Raw genomic sequence first — 23,306 nt, 5'->3', positions numbered from 1 at the left:
AAATTGCTACCTGTATAAATACAAAATGAAAAACCTACGAAGCCAAATTATTGCACCAGTATTACTGCTTAGTTTAGCCGGTGTTTTGAGCTTAAGCGCCTGTCACAACGAAAAGAAAGAAAATGCAGCTGAAGAGCAAAGTGAAACCGGCGTACCTCCGGTAGAAACTGTTGTTTTGGAGAAAAGCAAAATGATGTCTTCTTTACAAGTACCGGGCGAACTTAACCCTTATCAGCAGGTAAGTATTTATGCCAAATTAAACAGCTACGTAAAAAAATACCTGGTTGATGTGGGTTCGGAAGTGCGCAGAGGACAGTTGATGATCATTTTAGAAGCACCCGAGATAAATTCGCAACTGGCATCGGCACGTGCGCGTGTTAAGCAGCAGGAAGCAGTATACCTGGCTAGTAAAGCAAACTACGACCGTTTGGTAAATACGGCTAAAACTCCGGGCACCATTGCACAAAATGATATTGATTTGGCTAATGCCCGTCAAAAGTCTGACTATGCAAATGTTGAGGCTGCCAAGGCAGGCTTACAGGAGGTTAGCCAAAACCTGCAATACTTGCAAATTCGCGCGCCGTTTGACGGCGTTGTAAGCGAGCGTAACGCCAGCATGGGTGCTTATGTAGGACCAAATGGAAAAGGGTCGGATTTGCCTTTATTTGTAGTTCAGCAACAAAAGAAATTACGCTTAGTGATATCCGTGCCCGAAATGAGTACTGGTGCTTTAACAGGAAAAGAAGAAGTTAGCTTTACAGTGCGTGCTCTGCCCGAAAAGGAATTTACAGCTAAGGTAAAACGTGCTGCCGGTGCGCTAGATGCCCGGTTGAGATCAGAGCGATTAGAGATGGATGTGGAAAATCCAAAAAAGATTCTTCTACCTGGCATGTATGCCGAGGTGAGTATTCCATTAAAGTCAAAAGACAGTTCATTTGTGGTGCCCAAAACAGCGTTGGTGCAATCAACCGAAAAGATGTTTGTAATACGTGTGGCTGGTAATCATAAAGCTGAGTGGGTTGATGTGCAAAAAGGACTACAAAGCAAAGACGGCGTACAGGTGTACAGCAAAGATCTTAAAGCGGGCGATAAAATCATTCTTGCAGCCACAGATGAAATACGCGACGGTGGTACAGTTGATGACAAAGCTGCTGCAAATAAGGAAGAAACGACTAATTAGTTAGCTGAAACTTTAAACTAATTAGTCTTAAATTGTTGCAGAAAGATTGCCGGGTAACTAAGGCGTTGTCGGCGGGGAAGTTCTAGTGATTGTATTCAGCAATTATAGCTTTTCCAGCTTTTCAAGCAAATCTCTTGAGCCTATGGTACCAATTACTTCGTCGTTTAAGTAAACGGTAATGGTGCCTTTCTTTTTGCTTAGCCGTAAGCGGCCCTTAAATAGGTGTTCCTCGTTGTTGTATAAAAAATCAAGCAGCGGGTTCAACCCTTCCTTACGGCAAACGAGTTCTTTGCCCATTTGCTTCACAATAAGCTTAAGCCGGCTAGCCTTCTCTTTTTCCGGCTCAATTTTTAAAACGTAATTGTTAAGCAGTTGGAATGTTATCATACCTTATAATTATGCTCCTGATTGGCCCGCTAAAAGGTATAGTACAGCCATGCGCACCGCAACGCCATTTTCAACCTGGTCTAAAATGAGTGATTGCTTGCTATCTGCTACATCGCTGGTAATCTCAACGCCGCGGTTAATAGGGCCCGGGTGCATTACCAGTATCTCTTTATCAAGGCTATCTAATATCTGCTTATCAAGACCATATAGCATAGTGTACTCACGTAGTGATGGAAAGTATTTAATATCCTGACGTTCCAGTTGTATACGCAGCATGTTGGCTACATCGCACCAATTAAGCGCTTTCCTTAAATCATGCTCAACCTTAACACCTAATGAGCCTATGTATTTTGGTATAAGCGTTGTAGGCCCACACACCATTACCTCGGCACCTAATTGCTTTAGGCATAAAATGTTTGAAAGGGCAACGCGTGAGTGCAAAATATCGCCTACAATAACTATCTTTTTGCCTTCAACATCACCCAGTTTTTCACGTATCGAGAAAGCATCTAACAATGCCTGTGTGGGATGCTCGTGAGCACCGTCACCCGCATTCACAATCTGTGCCTTTACATGTTTTGACAGAAATACACCGGCACCGGCGTAAGGGTGGCGCATAACAACCATATCCACCTTCATGGCCAGTATGTTGTTTACCGTATCAATCAAGGTTTCACCCTTGCTTACCGATGAGGATGACGCCGCAAAGTTCAACGTATCGGCCGAAAGACGACGCTCTGCCAATTCAAACGATAAGCGTGTACGGGTTGAATTTTCGAAGAAGATATTGGCTATGGTAACATCACGTAGTGACGGCACTTTTTTTATAGGGCGGTTTATTACATCTTTAAACGTATCGGCCGTGTTAAAAATGAGCTCAATATCGTTGCGGTTTAAATCTTTAATGCCTAATAAGTGTCTTGTGCTTAGTCCCATTTTTTATTTTCGGATATCGAGTTTTCGATTTCAGATTTGATTCAGTCTTGTTGTTTTGAGAGAAGATAACGTTCAGATTCCGAATTGAACTTCGAAACCCCACATCATTTATAACTCTTCAGATAGTAACACTATCTTGTCTTCGCCATCGGTTTCTTTCCAGCTTACAACAACCTTTTGTGATGCAATGGAATCCACCTCAATGCCAGTATAGTCAGCAGTTACAGGTATGTGTCTTGAATATCTACGGTCAACCAGTGTGAGCAATTCAACCTTACCCGGACGGCCAAACGCCAGCATGGCATCCATGGCAGCCCTAATAGTACGGCCTGTCCAAAGCACGTCGTCCATCAATACTACGTTCTTGCCTTCAATAATAAAATCTATTTTAGTTTGATTGGGCACCAGCGGACCTTCGCGCCTGCGAAAATCATCGCGGTAAAAGGTAATATCCAAATCGCCCTGAAGAATTGGCTTGTTCAAAATTTTACGCAATTCATCAGCAACCCTGCGGGCCAGGTAAATACCCCTTGGCTGGATCCCAATTAAAATAGCGTTTGAAAAGTCGTTATGATTTTCTATCAGTTGCCTGCAAAGGCGCTGAATAGTAATTTGAAACTTAGGGCCATCAAGCAACGTCAAATTCTGCATCGTTGAAGTAGATTTGGGCAAAGGTAAAAAAAATGGTAAGCAATTAGGTAATTGATTGTACGCTTATGACAGATACTTGTATATCATAAAACGAATTACCCTGAAAATGCGCCAGCTACGTGGAATATCAGGAGGTATATAACCTGCAAAAGGCGTTTTTACCAGGTAATGGTAATACAGTTTTTTAAGCGGATGTTGGTTATGAAATAACCATGGCTTATTAGGGCCTGCCCCGGTAAAATGAACAATTGCCGGGTTAGTGGCAACTTCTATAAATCTTTCATTACAATTTTTATCAAAGTGCCAGGATTGCGCGTTGTACTTTGGTTCCAGCACATAAAAATTGCCTTTAATAACGCCGTTGAACGCATCCTGATCCCAAAACTCACATAATTGCGGAAAATTGGTTATAAATTCTGATAGTTTTTGCGTTAGGTCATGTTGCCTGAAATAAACCAGGTTCATTAACATTACACCTGAATTGAAATAATGCGATGTTGGAAGTATGCCAAGCGTTGCCTTTTTCTCCTCACTCATGCTGTCTGGAATGGCAGCCACAGGATAGGCGGAAATATCCAATTGTAAGGGAGGACTTATATCTCCGTTAACTATCAAATCGGTATCCAGAAACAGTACCTGTTTTTCTCCGGGCAGCAGGTATGGTAACCATATTCTGAAAAATGCAGCTTCAGACACATGATCATTTTCCTTGATAGGTAATAATGGCAAAACTGCTTTATCAAACTCAATAAACTCAAGTTTGATTTTACTACCAGCAAAATGTTTATTAAGGAGCTGCCTGCTTTTTTCTTTAAGATTGTTGTATATACAAAATACCCTAACATCGCTGGTTAGGTGAGTGTTTAATGATTGCAACATAACGCAGGCGTGCTGCATGTAATTATCATCAAACGTAACGGCTATGGAATGTGTGTTCAAAGGCTTTTTAACCAAATTAGGCATTGGTTGCAAAAGTATGCATTAGCTGCAAGATTGAGAATATATGATAACATACAATAAGCCGTGCCTTAACCGGGCTTGTTATATGTTATCATATTAAGATTATCGGCCGGTATCGGTTGCTAACTGTTTGTAAGGCAATTCGGCAGTGTAGCCTTTTAAGCGGCCTATGGCAGCCATTATTTTGAATGCTGCTTTTTTGAGCAGTGTCCATTTGCCGGCTACTACGTACATATCTGAGTAATGATCAAGCATAACGGCAAGGTGTAATAAATTCGGGCCATTTGCCGAATCGTTGTGTTTGGCTTGCGCAAAAGCACATGTAGTTCTGTACAGTTGCTCTGTTTTTAGAGCAGGTCTTACTTCAGTAATCAATGTCAGTTCCTGAGTTGCACTTGCGTTCCACCATTGGTGGGCATCGCCCGGTTTTATAACTAGCATTTCGCCGGCATCATACCGAACCTTTTTACCGTTCACAACAGCAATCATGCTTCCCGATTCAACGGTTATAATTTCTGTTTGCGAAGGGTGTATGTGTACAAAGCCGCTTTTCTTTTTGCTTTCGGCATTAGCCACACATTTAAAACGTACGTATTCGCCGCCGGTATCTTGAGCGCTGTGTAACACATGAAACGTTTTTTGGGTTAGGGGGTTGTAGAGTTTTGTCCCTGTAGGCATAATATATTCTTATAATAGTAAATGTGTTAAGGCGTGGTAAAATTACGCATTTACTGAGTTAAAGTTTATTATAATACGATTAAAAAGGGCTTACTGATACAACATACAGCAAAAAAAATACCAAAAAAAAGCCTGTGCTTTGAGGCACAGGCTTTTATAAAAGGGAGAATTTAATGACTATTTAGAATCCTCGTTAGATTTGCGTGCTTTGTTTTCAGCACCTTCCATCTGCTCTTTTAATTGAGCTAATACGCTCAGGTCGCCAAGGGTTGATTTCTCAACAGATTCTTTTACTTTTTTAACAGCACTGTTAGCAGCTTTCGCTTCTTTTTTGCGGTTTTCAAAGTCTTGAACTCTGGCTTCTGCACGTACATCTTCCCAAATACGAGAGTGAGAGATAACGATACGCTTGTTGTCTTTTCCAAACTCAATAATTTTGAATTCAGCAGTTTCTTCAGCTTTTAAAGATTTGCCGTCTTCTTTAACTAAGTGTTTGGTAGGAGCAAAGCCTTCAACACCGTAAGGAAGAGCTACAACGGCACCTTTATCAGTTACTTTTAATACAGTACCTTCATGAACTGAATCTACAGTGAAGATAGTTTCAAAAGTATCCCAAGGGTTTTCTTCCAGTTGTTTGTGGCCTAAGCTTAATTTGCGGTTCTCAACATCAAGTTCTAAAACAACCACGTCTAATTTTTCGCCTACTTTAGTAAACTCGTTAGGGTGATTTACTTTTTTAGACCATGAAAGGTCAGAGATATGGATTAAGCCGTCAATTCCGTCTTCCAGTTCAACAAACACACCAAAGTTGGTCATGTTTTTAACTGTAGCAACGTGCTGAGTACCTACAGAGTAACGCTCAGCAGCATTTTGCCATGGATCAGGAGTTAATTGTTTAATACCTAAGCTCATTTTGCGCTCCTCGCGGTCTAAAGTTAAAACCTGAGCTTCAACTTCGTCACCAACTTTAAGGAATTCCTGAGGGTTACGCAGGTTTTGTGACCATGACATTTCTGATACGTGGATCAAACCTTCAACACCAGGGGTGATTTCAAGGAATGCGCCGTAATCAGCAACGGTAACAATTTTACCTTTTACTTTAGAACCTACCTGGATAGCTTCGTCAAGGTTTTGCCAAGGGTGAGGAGTTAATTGTTTTAAGCCCAGAGCAATACGTTTTTTCTCGTCATCAAAGTCAAGAACAACAACGTTGATCTTCTGATCCAATGCCAATACTTCTTTCGGATGCTCAATACGGCCCCAAGAGATATCAGTAATGTGAAGTAAGCCGTCTACGCCACCAAGGTCGATGAATACACCGAAATCGGTAATGTTTTTAACGGTACCTTCCAATACCTGACCTTTTTCAAGGCGGGCAACAATTTCAATTTTTTGGTTTTCTAAATCGTCTTCAATCAACACTTTGTGTGATACCACTACGTTTTTAAACTCGTGGTTGATTTTAACAACTTTGAACTCCATAGTTTTACCAACGTACACATCGTAATCGCGAATAGGCTTGATATCGATTTGTGAACCTGGTAAGAAGGCTTCAACGCCCATTATATCAACAATTAAACCACCTTTAGTACGGCTCTTAACAAAGCCTGTGATGATTTCGTCGTTAGTTAATGCATCATTAATGCGCTCCCATGATTTTTGTGTTTTAGCACGTTTGCGTGAAAGTACCAACTGACCGTTAGCATCTTCCTGCGACTCAACGAATACGTCAACAGCATCGCCGATTTTCAAATCAGGCATATCACGGAATTCAGACAATGAGACCATACCATCAGATTTGAAACCGATGTTTAATACCACGTCTTTGTTATTGATGTTTACTACAGTACCTGTGATGATTTCGCCTTGGTTAATTGAGTTGAAAGTACCATCGTACATTTGCTCAAATTTTTCACGCTCAGCATCGCTGTAGTTACCAAATTTTTTGTCGTCTGCATCCCAGTCAAAGTCTGCCTGTGCTGCTGCGATTTTTGATTTGATTTCATCAATAGAAATTGAATCAGCTTCTGACTCAATGTTTTCTTTCTCTTTTACAGAACCAACTGTCTCCAGCTCAGCCTGTTTAGATTTCAATTCTTTTTCTGCTTCTTGTTTTTTTGCCATTAAATAAATTGTCTCCTTTTCCCAAATCAATTGGGATTGCAAAGGTAGATATATTTTTCTTTTATAAAAAAATAAAATATGCTGATATTGAACTAAATGTGTTTTTTATTTCCACATTAATAGTGGTTTTATTATATCACAAACAAGGCGTTGGTAGTATGATGATGAGGAGAAGCCTTATTAAGACAGGCCTGATAGTTTAAAAGTTGTGTTTACTGTGAACCAGAATCTTTAATCAAGGTATCTATTTCATCAAATACCGATAAAAATTCAGGTAATAGTAACTCGCGATAATTGATAATAACCTGGTTTATGGCTTCTTCCTGCTCTGGTAAAAACGGATTGTTCCAAATGCGCATGCAAATGCGTTTAAGTGCATACGCAACTTTTTCGGTTTGAGCGTAAGTGTGAAGATATCTATCAGTTTTAAACCTCTGAAAGAATTGAATAAATACTTCAGGGTTTTTAAAACCGCTTATCACCAAAAACTCTCTGATTACATTATCATCGCAGTTTTGCAAATGATCATAAAAGTTACTGGCCGAAATTTGCTGAGTGGTGAGGAGGAGATTGTCGAGGATGAGCTCAAGGGCAATGTGCCCTAAAAAAAACGGTTTAACGGGCGATCCCGTGATGGCCGGTCGGAGGTGTAGTTTTAACTGGTGCGAATGATGTTTGAAAAAATCCGAATTATGAAAATGCCTGTCAACCTCTAAATGTTTCATCCAGCCATCGTACAGGTAACGTGTTGGCGCATTTGGATAGGAGTGCTTCTGGGGATGTAGCATTGCTGATTTATCAGCATTTTTGAGCAAGTCTGGCAGCACTGTGCCCAGTACATGGTAACAGTTGGCGTTGTTGCGGTCAAAATAAAAATGCGACAAAAAGTTCATATGCAGAGCGTATTGCAAAATACACCAAATTTTGCATACACCGAAATTTTTGTCGCTTAGATTAAATGCCTTTTAACGTCTGTGTTGATATTGCGTAACAACGTGAGCCGGCTTTTTATATTTGATGGCGGCATCGGCACGGTTATCACATTTACCAAGTAAGGTGTATATTACAATAAATATTACAACGGTTGATAAACATCCGCCACCTAATTTTTTTGCGCCCCAACCGGCTATTAATGCTTTGAAGAAACTGTTCATATGATAGTGATTTTGCACATATAACTCTTATAAGCACATTTGGTTTGACCTTAAAGCGCTATAATACGTGAAATAAAGCTACCAGCCTGTGTTGTGTGCTATTACTACCGCAAGTTGTTTTGATAGTGCGGTAGTTATTTTACCTGCATTGCCGTTGCCTATCAAACGTCCGTTTATTTGAGTTACCGATAAAATGTTTTTGGTTGTACTGGTTATAAAGGCTTCTTTGCAATTGAGTACGTCATCTAAAGAAATATCCTGCTCCTTAATAGTGAAACCTGTGTTAGCAAGACTAAGAACTTGTTTGCGGATAATTCCTTTCAAAACGTCTGTTGCTGTTGTAAGTATTTCGTTGTTTTGAGTTACAATAAAAAAATTAGCGCGCGGGCACTCGCGCACTATGTTGTTGTGATGATATAATAAATCGTCTGCACCTTGTTCGCGCATATAGGGCTGCAGCCATATGGCCATTTGGTAGTCAATAGTTTTAGCCTGAGCAAACTGACGCTGGTGTGAATAGGTAGCAAGCTTTATGCCTTCAATATTTAAAGGTTTAACCTTAATAGCTTGCTGCGTAATAATCATATTGCTCTTTGCAAGGGTATAGCCGTCATCTGCATATCCGCCGGTTAAAGTAATACGTATACCCGAGTAAGGTAGGTTATTTTTATCCATTAACTCCCGTAACAAAGCCTTAAGCTCATCACGCGTGTGGTTTATATCCAGGTGCATGAACCGGGCCGACTGGTAAAAGCGATCAAGGTGATCCTCAATAAAAACCGGCTTACCATTTTGCGTTTTGAAAAAATCAAATATGGCATAGCCGCGGTTTACGGCCAGGTCGCTTACATGTAATTGAGCCTCATGCGCCGGGATAAACTGATCATTAATTACGGTGTATAACATGGTAGATAGTTATTTGGTAAATGAACACGGTAAAGTTAAGTGTGTTTCAAATTGGAGGCCACGGTATGACTGCAACTGTTGTAAATGGTTTCTTTTACAGGTATTATTTTATATTTGCTCACTTAAAATAATTGTACTGAAATGAGTTTTGTTGAAGAATTACGCTGGCGGGGCATGTTACATGATATTATGCCCGGAACCGAAGATTTACTGAATAAAGGTATGGCATCTGGCTATATCGGCTTCGATCCAACGGCCGATTCATTACATGTAGGTCATTTAACGCAAATCATGACCCTCATTCATTTTCAACAGGCTGGTCACAAGCCTTACGCCCTTGTGGGTGGTGCCACCGGTATGGTGGGCGATCCTTCGCATAAATCGCAGGAACGTAATTTATTGTCTGAGGATGCGCTGCAGCGTAATCTTGATGGCATTAAAAAGCAGTTGGAAAAGTTTTTAGACTTTGGTGCCGATGCTGCCAACGGAGCCCGCATGGTTAATAATTATGATTGGTTTAAGGAGTTTTCATTTTTAGGCTTTATACGTGATGTGGGTAAGCATATTACCGTTAACTACATGATGGCCAAAGATTCGGTTAAAAACCGTTTAACCGGCGATACCGGCATGTCATTTACCGAATTCAGCTACCAGTTACTCCAAGGCTACGATTTTTACTACTTGTGGAAACATGAAAACTGTGCTATACAAATGGGCGGCAGCGATCAGTGGGGTAACATTGTAACCGGCACCGAACTTATACGCCGTATGGAAGGCGGTGAAGGCTTTGCGCTTACCACCCAGCTAATTAAAAAGGCTGACGGAACTAAGTTTGGCAAAACTGAAAGCGGAGCTGTGTGGCTTGATCCGGAGCGTACATCGCCTTATCAGTTTTACCAGTTTTGGCTAAATGCCAGCGACGATGACGTGAAAAAATTCATCCGCATATTTACGCTTTTAGATAGGCAAACCATTGAAGCTTTAGAAGCTGAGCATGAAGCTGCGCCTCATCAGCGGGCTTTGCAAAAAGCTTTAGCCAAAGATATTACCACTCGTGTGCATGGCGAAGCGGCTTACAATAAAGCCATCCAGTCATCAGAGTTTTTGTTTGGCAATACCGGAATAGAGTTTTTAAATGAACTTACCGACGCCGAAATTAAGGGTATTTTTGAAGGTGTGCCTAATTACACTATCAACAAAACCTACTTACAGGAAGGTATTAATGTTCAGGATTTACTGGCCGTGCAAACCAGTGTGTTCCCATCAAAAGGTGAAGCTAAAAAGATGATACAGGGTGGGGGAGCCGCTATAAATAAGGCAAAAATTGCAGCACCCGATGCATTGTATACCATTGAGAACTTGATAAACGATAAGTTTTTGGTAGTGCAAAAGGGTAAGAAAAACTACTTTTTAATAGTTGCAGAATAATTTGCTAATACGACAAATGTGTTTTATATTTGGATAAATGTCGTATAGTAAAAAACATATTGATAAAAATGAGGTTCATGAACCAATGGCTGCTTATATAACCACTGATAGTGTAACCTCATTTTATAGTTTGCTTACCGGCGTTAATCCGGGTAAAGCATCTTCTGATTTTGATGTTTTGCGTTTAGCCCGCCAAGGGTTGCCAAAAAAGGTTTTAACTACGCTGGCACAAAAAATTTCCTTAACGCTACAGGAGCTTGCCGGTATTATGCACATTAACGAGCGCACATTACAGCGTTATGATGATGATACTGTTGTAAAAACCGAGTATGCCGAAAAGGCTGTTGAGCTTGCACGCCTGTACACACGAGGGCAGGAAGTTTTTGGCTCTATGGATAAATTTAAACGTTGGATGAAAACTCCCAGCCACGTATTTAAAGGCGAAGCACCGGTATCACTTCTTGACACTTCTATAGGCTTTGATTTGGTTTTGCGCGAGTTAGGGCGTATTGAGCATGGTGTTTTTGCATAGCCATGTTGCTTTATCGAATATCAAAATGTACTTACATTGATGATTTAAGCGGTACAGGTGCCCGCCTGTACGGAGGACGTTGGAATAACATAGGCCGTGCAATGGTTTATACGGCCTCGTCACGCTCCCTTGCCGTTTTGGAAGTTTTAGTGCATCTGCCACCAACTTTAATACCCGATAATTTCTGTCAGATAACGTTAGACGTGCCTGATGATACAGAGGTTTTAGATATGGATGCGCTGCCTAGAAACTGGCAGGATTATCCTGAACCATCGTCACTTAAATCATTGGGCGATGCATTCCTGAAAACAAATAAACACCTTCTTTTAAAAGTTCCTTCAGCCATTGTTAAAGAAGAGTTCAATTATCTTATCAACCCATTACATCCTAAAGCGAGGCATATAAAAATTGTTGATCAAAAGAATTTTACTTTTGATGAAAGGTTGATAGGATAGTTTTGGTTCTATTTACTTTTTGTTACTACTAAAAGAAAGGGCCCGTTTGGATTCCCTCTTACAACTAGCGTCGGAAAGGGTCGAATATTGTTAAATTTTGTTAAAACAACTAAATGTTTAGTTTTTAACTAATCTCTTAGTTATATTTGTGAAGTAATGTTGCGCTACTGACCCGCGACTAAGTAAATCATCACTCTAATTACAAAATTTAAACATCATGAAGCTCAAACCTTACTTAGCAATTATTTTGGCTGTAACAGCATTCACAGCCAAAGCTCAAAAAGCTGACACCGCCCAAATTATTGTACATTACAAATTTACTCACGTGCGTGATACGCTTAACCGCGATAAGCCGCTTGTAGAAAATATGATGCTGCTTGCCGGACGTAATGCAAGTGTTTACAAAAGTTATGATCGCAAATTGCGCGAGGAACAAATGCGTAAAATGGTAATGGAACAAGTAAACACAGGTTCTGCAAACATTAATGTACGCAGTGGGGGAAGTCCTCTTGGTCCAAACATCGATTACTACCAATACCCTAATGCCAATAAATTTTACAGCAGAGAGAGGCTGGTGAACAACTATGTAATTGAAGAAGCACTGCCAGCACCAGTTTGGAAAATATCTGCCGACACTGCTACCATAAACGGTTTGCAATGTCAAAAGGCAGCTACACACTTCAAAGGACGCGACTATACCGCTTGGTTTTGTGCTGATTTACCATACCGAGTTGGTCCGTGGAAGTTGAATGGTTTACCCGGTTTGATTGTAGAAGCCTACGACGCGAAGAAAGAAGTTGAATTTAAGTTTGACGGACTTGAAAAGGTTGATCCTAAAGCGAAAAAGGAGACAAACCCAATTGCATCATCTGCCACATCAGCACGCACTATCATATTTGGCGGCGCTGATGATAGAAATCAGGCCCCCAATGTAATTGCCTTACCTGCTAACGCAATAAAAACCACTCCTAAAGAACTCAACGAGTTAAAGGAAGTTATGCGTAAAGATCCGGAAGCATTTTTTCAATCGCAGCTGGCAGCCATGCCTGGCAACCGTAGTTTTACATTCAGCGGTGGTACTAACTCTGCATCTGGTATAAAAAGCGTTAACGTACAGCGTAACGACGATGCAAAAATAAACGTTACAAATAATCCTATTGAGCTACCTGAAAATGGCAATAAAAAATGATAAGGGCTATTGCAATTGCAGTAAGCTGTATTTGTATCTTGTTTTTAACTCAAATGGGTTATGCTCAAACCATTAAAGGTACAATTACTGACAGCCTGGGTAAGGCGGTGCCTTATGCCAACGCTAAACTAACCACCGGCAGCAACCTTATTATTGCGTTTTCTACTAGTGATAACAAAGGAAACTACAGCCTTGCGGTACCTGCCGATGCAGACAAAAGCAGTTTAAAGGTTGAAATAAGCTCTGTAGGTTATAAAAAGCAAAGTAAGGTTATTACAAATGTTACGGCCTCGTATAACTTTAAACTGTCATCAACCAATAATGCACTTGAGGCCGTCACAGTAAAAAATAAGCGGCCACGTATTACCGCACGTGGCGACACTTTGAATTATAGTGCCGCTGACTTTACCTCGCCGCAAGACAGGGTAATAGGTGACGTAATCAAACGCTTGCCTGGTGTAGAGATGGATGATAATGGTAAAATCAAATACAATGGCAAGGCCATATCAAGTCTTTACATTGGGGGCGATAACCTGCTTGATGACAAGTATAATATTGCAACAAAAACTATACCTAATGGAGTGGTTGACAAGGTGCAAATTATGGAAAACCACCAGCCCATAAAAGCACTGAAAGACAAGGTAGTGAGTGATGACGTGGCCATGAATTTGACCATAAAAAGCGATGCTAAAATGCAAATGGTAGGGCAGGGCAACATGGGAGGTGGGTTACCCGGCAAATATGATGGAAACATCAATGCCATGATGTTTAAGGATAAATATAAGGCCATTAATTATGTAAAAGGTAATAACGTAGGCATTGAAGTGCAGAATGATCTGATATCGCACAATTTATCTGCTTATTTAAGCAGGCTTGATAACAACAAGCCTGATAACCTGCTAAGTCTTGGTGCTGCGGGTAATCCTAATTTGCCTACCAATAGGTATTTGTTTAACAGATCAGGTTTGGTGAACTTAAATAATCTGGTAAACATAAAAAAAGATGTGCAGCTCAAAGCAAACCTATCTTATCTGCATGACCGGCAGTTACAGCAGTACTCCAAGGTGAGGGAAACATATCTTCCAAACGATACTATAAGATTTACTGAATTGCAGGACAACCGGCGCAGACCAGACCTGTTACGGGCACAAACCACACTTAACATCAATAAAAGCCAGTACTACTTAAACAATAATTTAATTGCCGATTATGAACATAATGCCTCATACTCGGGCTTAAATGCAACTGGCACTCCAGGCTCTTTGCAAAATTTAGCCAACCGTAAGTTCGACTTGTCAAATGAGTTCAACATCATGAAAACGGGCAACGGGGGTAATGTTTACGAGGGATATTCATACATCAACAGACTGTCGAACCCTGAGCGTAGGATATTAGAACCCGGCATCAACCAGGATATTTTTAATAACAATGAGCCGTATACACAATTGGTGCAAACTGTAAATATCCCAACCTTTTTCACTAATAACTATGTTTCTTTAAAAAGATCGGGCAATACGTTCACACAGTCGTACAAGGCCGGGTTTAGTTTGCAGTCGCAACAATTGGAGTCGGCATTATCAGTTGTACAAACAGATGGAGATGTGGCACAAGCCAGCAACACGGCAACAAATAATCTTGACTGGTTTAAATCGAAGGTTTATGGTGAAGCGGCCATTGACATGCCAGGCGAAAAGTTTAAGCTTAACATGCGGTTGCCCGTTAGTTTGCAAAACATAAATTTTTCTGAAGCTAAGTATGCGGTTGACCAAAGGCTTACCAGGCTATATTTTGATCCGCATGTATCGGTTAGGTATAATACATCAGCAGAGCAGTATGTTAGTGCAGCTTATAATTATCGTAATGATATAGGCGATATAACCCAAGCCTATCGTGGTGATATTTTACTTAATTACCGCACGCTGCAAGCAAACAGTGCCGACTTAAGCGAGCGTAAAACGCAAACCGCCATTTTAGGCTATACTTACCGTAAAGCTATCAAAATGTTTTTTTGGGGAGTGAATGCGATGTACAGTCATGTAAATCTCAATAATATTACTTCAAGTCAGATAACAAGCACTTTTCAACGGCAAATTGTATTGCCCTATGCAAATGATATGGATATGTTTACCCTGTCGGGTAACGTTAGTAAATACGTGTATCCATTGCATACCACTTTTGCTGGAGGTTACACTTGGCAAAATAACAAGCTGAATCAGTTTTTAAACGGATTGCTTTTGCCGTACAATACAATTGCAAACAGTATAAACAGCAGTGTGGAGACCAAAATAAGTAATAGAATAAACGTTAGCTACAAGATTAATGCGGTACGCACATTAAGCCGTTCATCGGTAGCAGGGGCTGGTAGCACAAATGTTACACAGCTGCAGCATCAGGGTGCTTTTAACTACAATCCTACTTCTAACCTGTTTTTAAAACTCTCTGGCGATCATTATTTTACATCACAAGCAATAGGTTCAAACCTTAATTATTCATTTGCCGATTTTTCGGCACGTTTTAAGGTCAATAAATTTAAAAGCGATATAGAATTGAATATTCTGAATATATTTGATACCAAAACCTACAGCTCGCCCTTACTTACTGCAAACAACTATGTAAACAGCGTGTATACACTACCGGGGCGCATGGCTACAATGAAGGTTTCTTTTAATTTTTAAAAACACCCTTAGTGGTATAAAGCATACCGCCGCAAGAAGCATGCAGCGTTATCATCAGTTAATAGTTTAATATTGCTTCAAAAAAAACTCCTGTTTGGCGAGCAAACAGGAGTTTCTTGTTGTATGAGAATTAACGAGATGGTACTCCCTTTACTTCTTGGCAAGGTTGGTAATTATTCTGTCTAACACCTTAACTACCTGGTTATACTCATCATCAGTAACGCCTAACATCATTTGCCTCAGGCTCATCATGTAATCGGCTTCAAGAGCATTATATAATTTTTTGCCGTTATCAGTTAGCGCATATTCATCTTTCTCAACAGCCTTTATCCAGCCTCTTGTTACCAGATTTTCAGCTACTCCGTTCAATCTTTCGGGAGTGAAGAAGTATTTATTGTCGGGTTGAAAAATTTTAACGTTTATAGTTTCTTTATCAGCAATGGCGCTCAAAAGCATCCAATGGTAACGGGTTATACAATGCCTGTCAAATACCTCTTCAAAAAAATCGGTAATGCGCTGATCGGCTTTTCTAAGGTACCATCCTATGGGTTTTTGTTCACCAGTTTTATACGGCATAAGCAAATTAGTTATAATTCGCTTAACAACTCCATCTTCTTTTGGTTGTACTCTTCTTGTGAAATAAGGCCGTTATCAAACAGCATTTTTAGCTTTTTAAGCTTTTCTGTTAGCTCATCGGGCTTGGTTTCAATTATTGGAGCAGGGGCAGGTATTGCGGCCGGAGCGGGTTCAGGCGCCGGAGGTGCAATGGTTGCAGGTTGCGGCGTAGGTGGTGTTTCTTCATTTGGTTGCTTTACCGGCTCATCAATTGGTTTATCGGTTAAACGTGCTGCAGGGGTATGTTGTACTCTTTGCAGCTCTTCGCGTTTACGTTCATTTTCGCGGCATTCCTGCGAATACTGGTAAAGCTTGCGGCCCTGAACTTTTGGAAGATAATCAACGCCCATTTCGGCGCCTTTAGTAGTTTTTATGATGAACACCGAGCCAATAATTTCCTCTTTCATGCTCACATCTGCGATATCTTTCCAGGTAAAGTCAATAAACTTTAATGAAAGTCCTAAATTGGCAGGCGTAAAAAACAATACCCTGCGATTGGTAATCACTATGGTATCGGGTAATAAGTTTACCAAAGGCTTTTTTTGGGTAGCAATATATAAGGTTTCCTCGCCTGCGGGTAATAGCTCAACCAATCGGGAATAAACTTTTTCAACGGCTTTAGGATCTTGCTGATCGTTTAAAAATTTTTCAATCATAAAAAGATTAATTTTCAGTATCAAATGTAATAAAAATAGCCTCTTAAAGCATCAACACCTAATACATGCAAATGTTATTGCACTAGCAAATTGCACCCTCTGATGTCAGATGAATCAAATCGGCCTAAAATTTCAAATGAGCCATCGTTATAAACCTTTCCTAAATCCTGGGTGGCAATAAAAGAACAGGAATTTATGTTAGCTAAATCTATAATATTTACGCCGCCGGTTTTGCCGTTCTCTACAATGCTAAGCGGGTCATTGGTGTCGCGGGTAATAATGCGCATCCAGGGCGGACAGTTAAATATACCGTCGCCTTTAGAGTATGCTTGTGATAGCAATTCCGTCATTCCGTATTCTGAGTGGATGGCGTTCACGCCAAATCCCTTACATAAAATGTCATGCAGCTCTTGTCTTATCATCTCCTTACGCCGGCCTTTCATTCCTCCTGTTTCCATAACAACAAGGTTGGGGAAGTTTATAGCATGCTGCTCGGCAAAATCAAGGAGGGCAAATGTTACGCCAATAAGTAAAGTTGGGGTTCCTGCCTTTTTCAGTTCAAGTAACTGATTATGCAGCTCGGCATGATTGTAAAGATAGAAGCCGCTTTGCGGGTGATCTGAGAGTTTAATAAAATCATCGGCCATATAAACTAATGATGAGCCTTCGCGCTCAAGGTAAGCAGGCAGCAAAGCCAAAACGCAGTAGTTGCTTATACCACCATAAAAAAGTTTAAATGCGCGCCTAAAACTTTCTTCATACCAGCTCACGTCGCTTACATAATGCCTGCTGGTTATCATACCCGTTGTGCCCGAGCTACTAAATGTTATTTGAGGTTGTGCCGAGGTGCTTACCACGTTGTGGTTCTTAAAAAACTCAACAGGTAAAAAAGGAATTTGCTTAACGTTCGTAACTTCCTCGGCTTTAACCTGCAGGCCGTTAATAAATTCTTTGTAAACGGCGTTATGATGGGCTTGATACCTGAAAATTTCAAGGGCAGCATGTTCAAACTGCTGATTACTATTTATAGAGAAAATTTGTTGCTGCAACGGTTTTTGCATGTGCAAAGATAACAAGGCTGCACAGTAAACGTTATGTTACCACTTATTGATTACAGTTACCCGACAAACAATACCGCCCTGAGGTAAACTTTAACCTTTTGGTGGTGTTTAAAGGTTAACCGCAATTATAATTGCACTATTTAAATTCTACCAGAATGAGATTTTTTAGATTTTTTTTAACACCCGCACTATTGAGTTTAGTGTTGGTGCTTGCCTCGGCCGCGGATGCCGGGAAGGAAACGGAGCGTATTCAAAATTCAACCAAAGTGCTTAAAACGTTTACCGAAATGGATGAGACCATACCGCAGGAACTACTTAAGCAAACAGAAGGTATTGTTGTTATTCCTAAATTAATAAATGCAGGTTTCGGCATTGGCGGCAAACGTGGTAAGGGTATTGCCACGGTTAAACTCGCTGATGGAACGTGGAGTAATCCTGTGTTTATTACACTTACAGGTGGCAGCATTGGTTTTCAAATAGGTGTTCAGGCAGTTGACCTGGTGCTTATTTTTAAAAATAAAGGTGTACTTACCAAGGTGAAAAACGGCGATTTTACCATTGGCGGAGATATATCAGCGTCTGCCGGGCCGGTAGGGCGCAGCTCAACAGCCAGCACCGATCATAGTTTTGAGGCCGAGGTTTATTCATATTCACGCAGCAAAGGTTTGTTTGCAGGAATAAGTATAAACGGATCAAACCTGGCTATTGATAAAACTTCACTTGCTAACTTTTACGGTTCTGGCACTACCTCACAAAAAGTTTTCGAAACCAATAAAACTGCATCAACCGCCGTAGTTGAGTTTAAATCAGTTTTAAAAGGTATGTAACAAGGGGTGTTTATAGAGCTCGCTTAAATTATTGTGAAGAGTAAATCAGATAGAGCATTGCCAAGTATTCAGTTGGCTGCAAAAGCTGTTTTACTCTTCGCATTTTTATTTAAACTGCTTTATGTTCAGTTGCCGGTTTTTCAAATATACGTTTAACATACAGGCCGGCAAGTGATGCTATTCCGCCTACCAGCCCACCTATTAGCGCAGTTATAAACAGCAGTAATAGCCAATGCGGTAAGCCAAATAGTTGCGCCACACGTGTAGCTAAAATATGATTGTTAGGTATGCTTTTAAATAAAGCCAGCACTACCCAAACAAGAAACACCGACCCAAACCCCGACCAAAATGCCTGCGCTGGTTTTGTACCGGCGTAAATACTAAGCACAAACGCTATGGCAGCCGCGGCCCACCATGGCAGCACATAACTTGTAGCAAGGCTTAGTATAAAAATGAGTATGAATAGCATAGGTTATTTAAAGTATTTTTATTTTTTGTCTTAATTGAATAGCGTTTAAATCTCTACTTTTTATTCAGGATAAGGGTACTCTTTACTTTGTCTTCCTTGTCTGTAGGAGATTTTAAGAGAAGTAGTTCATTAAGTTTTCCGTCTTTCCAGGTTTGAAGCAGGTTTGTGTAGTAGAAGCTACCCGGGTTGCCCGATTGTCCGCCCGGATAAATACCATAACCTTTAACTTCAGGTCCCATTTGCACCACCATACGCCATGACGGGCCAGCCTCACCACTCATGGCGTTGATTATGCCGCTGTTACCACCAGAAGCAAACATATCCGATCCGAAGCCAGGCAATTTGGCTATATGATTAATAGCAACAGGCCTCACTGTTCCCCATGCCCAGCGTTCGCCCGGGGTGCCGTACTTTTTAGTAAGTTCATCAACCGTTACGTTAAAGGCCCTGCTCACTAAATCGGCACAGCTTTCAACCGTAGGCGTTCTTACATCATCAAACCACTTTGCATTAGGCTGGGTGAGCAAAAGTTGGATTGTTCTATCTCGCGAGGGTCTGCGTAACGCCTTATCGGGTGTATCAAATTCATCTTGCCATATTAAGTTATAAAGACTGTTCCACCAGTTGTTAAAAATGGTAGCACCCACTGATTTTGCATCATATTGCAAATTCCACCGGGAAACACTTCTTAATGCCGATTTTTGCGTCCCATCTAGTTTTGTAGAGTCAAGATAGCTTAATAAAGTTGGTAACACATCATGTGCTGTAACACTGTAATTATCCGTTTGTAGCAGTCGCATACTATCTACAGTAATTTTGCTCATGGCAGTAAGCCGGTCGTTTATACGCTTGCCACGCTGATAACCGCCGAATTGCCAGTTAAGGTAATACGGATACGTTTTATCAGTGGGGGATTGGTTAGCAGAGCTTACAAAACCACGCGCCGGATTTTTAACTGTTGGATTTTGATTGGCCGGTACACGTTCATGCCAGTCATCATCAGGGTCAGTACCATCGAGTATAAATTTTCCCTGCCCCGGGTACTTAAGCGGAAACTCGCCGTTTGGCGTGATAGCTATATCGGTGTTGCTGGCAAAAATAAAGTTTTGTGCCGGTGCAGAGTACGTGCTAAGTGCTTTGCGATAGTCACCATAATTTTTACCACGGTTAAGTAGATAAAAGGTAAGTAAGTCGTTCGACTGTTTATGTGCTATCCACTTCATGGCCATGCCTGCCGGCACCTTGTTTATAATGGTAGGTGCTTTAGTTCCTTCATCATACACCACAGGCCCAAAGTGAGTATAAATCACCTGCTCGGTTATATCACTTTGCCCGCGTACCTTAATCACCTCTTTACGTCGTGTGGTTTTATTCCACTGATTTTTATACCAGTACTCAGTTTTAGCGTTGTCTTTGAATTTGAGTTGATACCAGTCAAGCACATCGGCATCAACGTTGGTAAAGCCCCAGCTGGTTTGGGAATTGTAGCCAATAATGACAAACGGTGAGCCGGGTAACGAAACGCCCTGTACATTTACCCCGGGTGCATGTAATTGCACCTGATACCAAATGGATGGAAACGTAAGGTTTAAATGCGGGTCGTTTGCCAATAGCGGGTAGCCCGTAGCACTTTTACTGCCCGCTACAGCCCAGTTATTGCTGCCAATGCCTTCGGTTTTTGCCTTCGGCCGCATTGCGCCGGTTTGCATCATTCGTTTAAAACCTGATGATGGTTGCGGAATTTTTAAAGGAGTGAAATTCCATCTGGTACCTGACGGAATTATCGGATCTTCCTGGTAATTTTGATCGGGGAAAAGATCACGGGTTACTGCTGCACCAAATTTGTTAAGTACCGCCGTCATCTCCATATCATCCGATCCCCCGGCCAGCGTTTGTGACATCAGCTTAAGTAATAGCGCAGTATTGAGTGTCGTCCAGGTTTCGGGTTTATAGTCAAGCAGCTTAAATTCAACCGGATAATTACGAATGGTTAAGTTATTTATAAATTGATTAATGCCAGCTGAATATGCTTCAACCGCCAATTTGGTTCGTGAGTCTTTCTTTATGCCTTTCAAGGCCTCTTCGGCACCGTATACCATACCTGTACGGCGGTTATAACGGTCGACCTCCAAAACTGATGGACCTATAACCTCGGCTAGTCGCCCAGCCGCGTTACGCGTTTGAATATCCATTTGCCACAAGCGGTCGGTAGCTGTTACGTAGCCTTGGGCCATGTATAAGTCGTGATCATTTTTGGCAAAAATATGAGGTACACGATTTTCATCATACCTGATAATTACTTTGTCGTAAAGTCCGGTAAGTTCAAGGCTTTCCTCTTTTCTAATGTTTTTGCTTTCAGCATTTTGCCAAAATCCGGTTGCCGGGTTAATGAATTTACCTATTGGCGGCACAGGCCCAAACTTGGTTTGTAAAGCCCATATAAGCACTGCTAAAAGTGCCATGGAAAACACGGCTCTGAGAATTTTCATGTAAGGATTAACAGATGCATTTATGAAGTTTGATAATTGCGACGTTTCAATTATGCCGACGTCATTTGCGGTAAGCTTTGTAGGTTGAGCAGGCATAATACAAGTTTAACCATTTTCAATCAATTATGTTAGGCAGCTTAGGGTTTGAAAAAATGAATTATTATTTGCTGATGCAATGCACATTAACAATGTATATTTTTGTTAAACACTACAACTACCATGCATAAGCATATCATATACCAGTTACTGCCCCGGCTATTTGGCAACGCCAATACCACCAACAAGTTTTACGGCTCAATTAAAGAGAATGGCTGCGGCAAATTCAATGACATTGATGATAATGCCCTTTCCCAAATAAAGGCCATGGGATTTACGCACGTATGGTATACCGGGGCAATTGAACATGCAACCATGACCGACTACTCAGCCTATGGAATTAAACCTGACGACCCGGATGTGGTAAAGGGACGTGCTGGGTCGCCATATGCTATTAAAGATTACTATGACGTAGCACCCGATCTTGCTGTTGATGTAAGTAAAAGGATGGTTGAGTTTGAGGAGTTGATAAACCGTACTCACGCCGCCAACTTGAAGGTGCTTATTGATTTTGTTCCAAATCATGTGGCGCGAACATATCAATCAGATGTAAAACCCGATGACGTACGTGATTTTGGTGCGGACGATGATACGTCGCAAGCATTTAATCCTGTCAATGACTTCTATTACATCCCGGGCCAAGCCTTTACAGTACCTCAAGGTTATGAGCCTGGTGGTCCGGAACTTCAAAGTCAGTTAAAGGATGGGCGTTTTGATGAGTATCCGGCAAAAGGAACCGGCGACGATGTGTTCACGGCCAGCCCGTCTATTAATAACTGGTTTGAAACAATAAAGCTCAATTACGGGGTTGATTTCAATGGCGGATACCACATGCATTTTGAGCCCGTTCCGCCGCTATGGCACAAAATGCTGCACATTTTAAGCTATTGGGCAGGCAAAGGAATAGATGGTTTCAGGTGTGATATGGTTGAGTATGTCCCTATGGAGTTCTGGGCATGGCTAATACCGCAGCTTAAAGCAAAATATCCTGATTTGATTTTCATTGGCGAGGCATATCAAACCCATCAGTATGGTAACTACCTGTTTAATGGTCAGTTTGATTACCTGTACGATAAGGTGGGGCTGTATGATGCAATTAAGCGTTTGGTACGTAACGAACAAGGCGGTAGTAGTTGGCAAATTAACGCCGTTTGGAATAATGATTGCCGCGGCTTTGATGAACGCATGCTACGTTTTATGGAAAATCATGACGAGCAGCGTATAGCATCGCCTTATTTTGCAGGCGATGCCCTGTTAGCCATTCCGGGCATGATTATAACTGCAACCTTAAATTGCGGACCTGTAATGGTTTACTTTGGGCAGGAAGTTGGTGAACCTGCTACAGGAGCAAGCGGATTTAGCGGAGATGATGGCCGTACAACCATATTTGATTACTGGGGCGTTCCTGAGCATCAAAAGTGGCTTAATAATGGTAAGTACGATGGGGCGTTGTTAAGCGAAAGTCAAAAGCAGCTACGAAACTTTTATAGCAGGTTATTAAACCTATGCACCAATTATGAAGCCATAAGCCAGGGCAAGTTTTACGAACTGATGATGGCAAACGAACATAACGAAGGTTTCAGCGACAAGGTTTATTTCTACCTACGTTACACTGGCAACGAGCGTATTTTAGTAGCAGTAAACTTTAATCGGCACGAGCAAAGCGTAAGGGTCAATTTGCCATTCGACCTATTAGGTGAAATTGGCTGCATGGGCCCTGTAACGTTTACCGATTTACTAACAGATCAAAAGTTACACACCGTAGAAATAGGGGAAGGGGTAAGATTGAACTTACCCGCAGCAGGCGGAATGATATTGCAATTTTAGAAACGTAGGCT

22 protein-coding genes are annotated in these 23,306 nt (G+C 41.2%); 8 read left to right on the top strand and 14 right to left on the bottom strand.

Translation table 11 applies throughout. From position 1 onward, the window contains the following. Window positions 1–25 precede the first annotated feature (25 nt). Window positions 26–1,180: an efflux RND transporter periplasmic adaptor subunit gene (locus GO816_RS00345; protein ID WP_157539370.1), complete on the top strand. Its 1,155-nt coding sequence runs from the start codon at window positions 26–28 to the stop codon at window positions 1,178–1,180. A gap of 102 nt (window positions 1,181–1,282) precedes the next feature. Here GO816_RS00345 and GO816_RS00340 read toward each other — a convergent pair whose 3' ends face one another. The 9 genes from GO816_RS00340 to GO816_RS00300 all read right to left on the bottom strand — a co-directional run bounded on the left by GO816_RS00340 (window position 1,283) and on the right by GO816_RS00300 (window position 8,976). Further along, window positions 1,283–1,567: a hypothetical protein gene (locus tag GO816_RS00340; protein ID WP_157539369.1), complete on the bottom strand. Its 285-nt coding sequence runs from the start codon at window positions 1,565–1,567 to the stop codon at window positions 1,283–1,285. A gap of 9 nt (window positions 1,568–1,576) precedes the next feature. Further along, window positions 1,577–2,503 (bottom strand): aspartate carbamoyltransferase catalytic subunit, encoded by a 927-nt coding sequence (locus GO816_RS00335; RefSeq protein WP_157539368.1) that lies wholly within the window; start codon window positions 2,501–2,503, stop codon window positions 1,577–1,579. Between the two features lie 108 nt (window positions 2,504–2,611). Beyond that, a complete protein-coding gene (pyrR, locus tag GO816_RS00330; protein ID WP_157539367.1) occupies window positions 2,612–3,154 on the bottom strand; it encodes a bifunctional pyr operon transcriptional regulator/uracil phosphoribosyltransferase PyrR in 543 nt (180 codons plus the stop codon). A gap of 63 nt (window positions 3,155–3,217) precedes the next feature. Continuing rightward, window positions 3,218–4,117, bottom strand: coding sequence for a glycosyltransferase family 8 protein (locus GO816_RS00325; RefSeq protein ID WP_157539366.1), 900 nt, complete (start codon window positions 4,115–4,117; stop codon window positions 3,218–3,220). Window positions 4,118–4,216: 99 nt separating this feature from the next. After that, the gene (locus GO816_RS00320) at window positions 4,217–4,792 is read right to left on the bottom strand and encodes a cupin domain-containing protein (RefSeq protein ID WP_157539365.1); all 576 of its coding nucleotides are present in this window, start codon (window positions 4,790–4,792) and stop codon (window positions 4,217–4,219) included. A gap of 177 nt (window positions 4,793–4,969) precedes the next feature. Then, on the bottom strand, window positions 4,970–6,916 hold the full coding sequence (rpsA, locus tag GO816_RS00315) for a 30S ribosomal protein S1 (protein WP_157539364.1): 1,947 nt from the start codon (window positions 6,914–6,916) through the stop codon (window positions 4,970–4,972). Window positions 6,917–7,128: 212 nt separating this feature from the next. Then, window positions 7,129–7,809: a hypothetical protein gene (locus GO816_RS00310; protein WP_157539363.1), complete on the bottom strand. Its 681-nt coding sequence runs from the start codon at window positions 7,807–7,809 to the stop codon at window positions 7,129–7,131. Window positions 7,810–7,881: 72 nt separating this feature from the next. Beyond that, window positions 7,882–8,070 (bottom strand): hypothetical protein, encoded by a 189-nt coding sequence (locus GO816_RS00305; RefSeq protein WP_157539362.1) that lies wholly within the window; start codon window positions 8,068–8,070, stop codon window positions 7,882–7,884. A gap of 78 nt (window positions 8,071–8,148) precedes the next feature. Further along, window positions 8,149–8,976, bottom strand: coding sequence for an aminotransferase class IV (locus GO816_RS00300; protein ID WP_157539361.1), 828 nt, complete (start codon window positions 8,974–8,976; stop codon window positions 8,149–8,151). 141 nt (window positions 8,977–9,117) lie between these two features. Here GO816_RS00300 and tyrS point away from each other — a divergent pair, with 141 nt between their 5' ends. From tyrS to GO816_RS00275, 5 genes are all read left to right on the top strand, one after another. Continuing rightward, a complete protein-coding gene (gene tyrS, locus GO816_RS00295; RefSeq protein ID WP_157539360.1) occupies window positions 9,118–10,404 on the top strand; it encodes a tyrosine--tRNA ligase in 1,287 nt (428 codons plus the stop codon). A 37-nt stretch (window positions 10,405–10,441) separates the two neighbouring features. Then, a complete protein-coding gene (gene parS, locus GO816_RS00290) occupies window positions 10,442–10,936 on the top strand; it encodes a type II RES/Xre toxin-antitoxin system antitoxin (RefSeq protein ID WP_198171380.1) in 495 nt (164 codons plus the stop codon). Window positions 10,937–10,938: 2 nt separating this feature from the next. Next, a complete protein-coding gene (locus GO816_RS00285) occupies window positions 10,939–11,391 on the top strand; it encodes an RES family NAD+ phosphorylase (RefSeq protein ID WP_157539359.1) in 453 nt (150 codons plus the stop codon). Between the two features lie 217 nt (window positions 11,392–11,608). After that, window positions 11,609–12,580, top strand: coding sequence for a GLPGLI family protein (locus GO816_RS00280; RefSeq protein WP_157539358.1), 972 nt, complete (start codon window positions 11,609–11,611; stop codon window positions 12,578–12,580). A 53-nt stretch (window positions 12,581–12,633) separates the two neighbouring features. Further along, complete coding sequence (locus GO816_RS00275) at window positions 12,634–15,255, top strand: carboxypeptidase-like regulatory domain-containing protein (protein ID WP_198171379.1); 2,622 nt, start codon at window positions 12,634–12,636, stop codon at window positions 15,253–15,255. Between the two features lie 150 nt (window positions 15,256–15,405). On the opposite strand, the gene GO816_RS00270 is transcribed toward GO816_RS00275, so the two are convergent. The 3 genes from GO816_RS00270 to GO816_RS00260 all read right to left on the bottom strand — a co-directional run bounded on the left by GO816_RS00270 (window position 15,406) and on the right by GO816_RS00260 (window position 17,587). Beyond that, a complete protein-coding gene (locus GO816_RS00270) occupies window positions 15,406–15,831 on the bottom strand; it encodes a MarR family winged helix-turn-helix transcriptional regulator (RefSeq protein WP_157539356.1) in 426 nt (141 codons plus the stop codon). Window positions 15,832–15,842: 11 nt separating this feature from the next. Continuing rightward, the gene (locus GO816_RS00265; protein ID WP_157539355.1) at window positions 15,843–16,526 is read right to left on the bottom strand and encodes a PH domain-containing protein; all 684 of its coding nucleotides are present in this window, start codon (window positions 16,524–16,526) and stop codon (window positions 15,843–15,845) included. A 74-nt stretch (window positions 16,527–16,600) separates the two neighbouring features. Beyond that, on the bottom strand, window positions 16,601–17,587 hold the full coding sequence (locus GO816_RS00260; RefSeq protein ID WP_157539354.1) for a long-chain-fatty-acid--protein ligase: 987 nt from the start codon (window positions 17,585–17,587) through the stop codon (window positions 16,601–16,603). A 155-nt stretch (window positions 17,588–17,742) separates the two neighbouring features. Here GO816_RS00260 and GO816_RS00255 point away from each other — a divergent pair, with 155 nt between their 5' ends. Beyond that, a complete protein-coding gene (locus GO816_RS00255) occupies window positions 17,743–18,414 on the top strand; it encodes a lipid-binding SYLF domain-containing protein (protein WP_157539353.1) in 672 nt (223 codons plus the stop codon). Between the two features lie 109 nt (window positions 18,415–18,523). Here GO816_RS00255 and GO816_RS00250 read toward each other — a convergent pair whose 3' ends face one another. Then, window positions 18,524–18,883 carry a hypothetical protein gene (locus GO816_RS00250; protein ID WP_157539352.1) on the bottom strand — a complete coding sequence of 120 codons (360 nt, stop codon included), beginning with the start codon at window positions 18,881–18,883 and terminating at the stop codon, window positions 18,524–18,526. Window positions 18,884–18,936: 53 nt separating this feature from the next. Next, window positions 18,937–21,372: a penicillin acylase family protein gene (locus GO816_RS00245; RefSeq protein ID WP_157539351.1), complete on the bottom strand. Its 2,436-nt coding sequence runs from the start codon at window positions 21,370–21,372 to the stop codon at window positions 18,937–18,939. Window positions 21,373–21,591: 219 nt separating this feature from the next. Between GO816_RS00245 and GO816_RS00240 the strand changes: the two genes are divergently transcribed. Further along, window positions 21,592–23,295 carry an alpha-amylase family glycosyl hydrolase gene (locus GO816_RS00240; RefSeq protein ID WP_157539350.1) on the top strand — a complete coding sequence of 568 codons (1,704 nt, stop codon included), beginning with the start codon at window positions 21,592–21,594 and terminating at the stop codon, window positions 23,293–23,295. Window positions 23,296–23,306 lie beyond the last annotated feature (11 nt).

This window comes from Mucilaginibacter aquatilis (genome assembly GCF_009755275.1).
GTDB classification, from domain to species: Bacteria; Bacteroidota; Bacteroidia; order Sphingobacteriales; family Sphingobacteriaceae; genus Mucilaginibacter; species Mucilaginibacter aquatilis.
Note: the sequence above shows the minus strand (reverse complement) of the source record. Positions and strands in the feature narration are given on the sequence as shown.